The sequence below is a fragment of the Roseiarcus fermentans genome, assembly GCF_003315135.1.
Lineage (GTDB): Bacteria > Pseudomonadota > Alphaproteobacteria > Rhizobiales > Beijerinckiaceae > Roseiarcus > Roseiarcus fermentans.
Map to the genome: position 1 here is coordinate 1 of NZ_QNRK01000073.1, position 3,205 is coordinate 3,205.

3 protein-coding genes and 1 pseudogene are annotated in these 3,205 nt (G+C 67.6%); 3 read left to right on the forward strand and 1 reads right to left on the reverse strand.

The window, feature by feature from the left end; genetic code table 11:
• Nucleotides 1-182: 182 nt before the first annotated feature.
• The 3 genes and pseudogenes from tnpA to tnpC all read left to right on the forward strand — a co-directional run bounded on the left by tnpA (nt 183) and on the right by tnpC (nt 2,548).
• Complete coding sequence (gene tnpA / locus DFR50_RS30990) at nt 183-593, forward strand: IS66-like element accessory protein TnpA (RefSeq protein ID WP_113894183.1); 411 nt, start codon at nt 183-185, stop codon at nt 591-593.
• Nucleotides 590-947: pseudogene (gene tnpB, locus DFR50_RS30995) on the forward strand (IS66 family insertion sequence element accessory protein TnpB). Before tnpA ends, tnpB begins: the two are co-directional and overlap by 4 nt.
• A 50-nt stretch (nt 948-997) precedes the next feature.
• Nucleotides 998-2,548, forward strand: coding sequence for an IS66 family transposase (tnpC, locus tag DFR50_RS31000; protein WP_113894185.1), 1,551 nt, complete (start codon nt 998-1,000; stop codon nt 2,546-2,548).
• Between the two features lie 10 nt (nt 2,549-2,558).
• Here the strand turns inward: tnpC and DFR50_RS31005 are convergent, their stop codons facing one another.
• Nucleotides 2,559-2,996, reverse strand: coding sequence for a hypothetical protein (locus tag DFR50_RS31005; RefSeq protein ID WP_113894187.1), 438 nt, complete (start codon nt 2,994-2,996; stop codon nt 2,559-2,561).
• Between the last annotated feature and the right edge of the window lie 209 nt (nt 2,997-3,205).

Genomic DNA, 3,205 nt, shown 5'->3' on the forward strand with positions numbered 1-3,205 from the left:
CATTTTTATCCGGGGACGACCTTCGCCAACCCCACGGCGCGGCAAGACAACGACCCCGCCCGTTTCTCGGCCATGACCTTCCGAGAGTTCGAGTGTAACCGGTACGACGGTCCCACCTCGTATGCGGCGTTCGGCTGAGCGAGACTCGCGCGAGGTTTGACACTGCGCGGGGCGCTCATTCCATGCATCAGTCCAGGCATGATGCCGGCTCTTATCAGCGCGTCGAGGTGATCACGGGACGCCGTCGTCGGCGCGACTGGAGCGACGCGGAGAAGGCGCGGATCCTGGCCGAGAGCGCCGAGCCGGAGGTGAATATATCCGAGGTGGCGCGGCGCAACGGCGTCAGCCGGGGGTTGCTCAACGTCTGGCGGCGCAAGGCGCGGCTCGCGTCGAGCAAAGGGCCGTTGTTCGTGCAGCTCAGGCTCGACGACGCCGTCGAAGCGCGAGCGGACGCGATCGAGCAGCCTCGCGTCGTGGCGCGTCCGGGGGAGCGGATCGAAGTGACGATCGCCGGCGCGACGGTGCGCGTGCCCGTCGGCGTCGACGCCGCGACGCTGGAGCGCGTGCTGGCGGCGGTGAGGTCGACGCGGTGATTTCGTTCGGCCCGGAGGTCCGGGTGTTCGTCGCGACGCAGCCGATCGATTTTCGCAAAGGCGTGCATGGTCTGGTCGCGCTGGTGGCGGAGGGGTTGGGCGGCGAGCCCTACAGCGGCGACGTTTTCGTGTTCCGCTCGAAGCGATCGGATCGCTTGAAGCTCCTGGTTTTTTGACGGCTCAGGGCTGGTTCTGGCGACCAAATGGCTCGAGGAAGGCGGCTTCGCCTGGCCTCCCATTCGCGCGGGGACGATGCGCGTGACGGGCGCGCAACTGGCGATGCTGATCGAGGGTCTCTCGGAGTGGTCGCGGGTGGTCCCGAGGGTGACGAAGCGGCCGACGAAAGTCGCCTGAGTCGCCTTGTTTTGCTGGCGACTCCGAGCGTTTTCGGATAGCTCTCCGAGATGGCGCTTCGCCCCGAAGATCTCCCCAAGGACCCTGCGGCTCTCGCCGAGATGGTTCTCGCTTTCGACGGCGAGAACGACGATCTGCGCGCAGAGATCGCGACGTTGAAGGGCCTGATCTTCGGCACGCGATCGGAGCGCTCGGCGATCGTCTGCGCCGAGCAGCTCGCGCTGGATCTGGAACGAGCGGCCGCGCCGCCTCCGGCCAACGACGACGCACCGGAATCGGATGCGCCGAAACTGAAGCGGGGCAAAGCCCGGCGCAACATCGGCGCGCTGCCGGCGCATCTGCCCCGGGTCGAGCAGGTGATCGAGCCGGCGTCGACGCTCTGCCCGTGCTGCACGGGCCGGATGCATCGGATCGGCGAGGAGATGAGCGAAGCGCTCGACCGGGTACCCGCGTGGCTGCGCGTGCTGCGCACGATCCGCCCCAAATACGCCTGCCGCGCCTGCGAGGGCCCGATCGTCCAGGCCCCCGCGCCGGCGCGGCTCGTCGAGGGAGGCATGGCGACGACGGCGCTGATCGCGCACATCGCGGCGGCCAAGTACGCCTGGCAGTCGACGCTCTATCGCCAGACGCAGATCCTGGCGGGCCAGGGGGTCGTCGTCGACCGCCAGACGCTGGCGCGCTGGATGGGGAGCGCGGCCTGGATGGTCAAGGGCCTCTACGATCTGCAACTGAAGACCATGCATCGCTTCGACCGGCTGTTCTGCGACGAGACGCCGATGCCGGTGCTCGACCCGGGACGGGGCCGGACGAAGATCTGCCAGTTCTGGGCGCATGCGACGGATGATCGGGCGTGGAAGGGACCGGCGCCGCCGGCGGTCGCCTACGTGTTCGCGGGCGGCCGCGGCAAGAAGGAGATCGTGGCGCAGCTGGCCGGCTTCGAGGGCGTGCTGCAAGTCGACGGCTATGCCGCCTACGCCTCGCTCGCGGGCGACGCGAAGATGTTGGGCAAGGTCCGGCTGGCGTATTGCCTCGTCCACGCGCGCCGCAACTTCGTGAAGGTGCACAAGACGACGAACTCGCCCTTCGCGAGCGAGGTCATCGCGCGCATCGCGGCCGTCTACGCGATCGAGGAGCGGATCCGCGGCCTCGACGCCGGGGAACGTCGCGCGGCGCGGCAGGCCGAGACGAAGCCGCTGATGGAGGCGTTGAAGGCCCGTCTTGAGGCGGTGAAGGACGGAATCTCGCGACAGTCGTCGCTCATCAAGGCAATCGACTACACGCTCGAGCGCTGGGAGGGTCTGACGGCGTTCCTGGACGACGGGCGGCTCGAGCCGGACACGAACACGGTCGAGCGTTCGATCCGGCCAATTGCAATCGGAAAAAAGAATTCGTTGTTCAGCGGCGACGAAGGCGGGGGCGAGACCTGGGCGATTCTCTCTTCGCTCCTCAACACGGCTCGACTGAATGGTCTCGACCCGGAAGCTTACCTGACCGACGTGCTGGAGCGGATGGTCTCCGGCCGCACGACCAACGACCGCCTGCATGAGCTTCTGGCCTGGAACTGGAAACCGGAAGCGGCTCAGGCGAAAAGCGCCGCCTGAAGCCCGGCGCCTACCTCAACCCGATCGGCTCGGGAGCGAGCTCGGCGTCGGCCGTGTCCGTATGGATCGCCTCCCGGATCAGGCGCTCCGTCGTCTTCTCGAAATGGGTCCAGAGATCGGTGTGCACGTCGGAGAACTGCCGCCACACGACCGCATCGAACAGGCGCCGCGGCGCCTTGACCATGATCGTGGTGCTGCGCTGACGCGCATACCGGAATGGCCTGAACCCGTAGCGGCGACAAAGGGCGATGAACAACCGCGCCGACCATTGGTCCGGCATGGTGAACTTCATCTCGACCGGCGGATCGAGGCGGCTCGCTTCGGCGAGCTTCGCCTTCAGACGCTCGGCCGCGGCCCCGGCCGCCTCGCGCTCGCCCGCGGTCGTCGCGCCGAAGAACAGCGCCTCCACCTTGCTCAATCGCTCGCGAAGCTCGTCCTCGATCGCCATGCCGCCGCTCCTCGCGCAGCGACGACGCCATCCCGCCGAGCCAACGTCAATCCGCGACAGGGCGCCGTCCACACCCTCCTCTGCATCAGCGCGTGGGGTGCTCGTACCGGTTACGTTCGAGTGCGCTCTGGGTTGGGAAATCGCAGGGCGGTACAATCAGGAGATACATAGCGCGCTTCTGCGTCCGCCCATTGCGGTCTGGGACGAAC

What these genes read in the sequence shown, in the direction of transcription:
- tnpC (WP_113894185.1), top strand. Translation starts at nt 998, where the DNA reads ATGGCGCTTCGCCCCGAAGATCTCCCCAAGGACCCTGCGGCTCTCGCC.
- tnpA (WP_113894183.1), top strand. Translation starts at nt 183, where the DNA reads ATGCATCAGTCCAGGCATGATGCCGGCTCTTATCAGCGCGTCGAGGTG.
- DFR50_RS31005 (WP_113894187.1), bottom strand. Translation starts at nt 2,996, where the DNA reads ATGGCGATCGAGGACGAGCTTCGCGAGCGATTGAGCAAGGTGGAGGCG.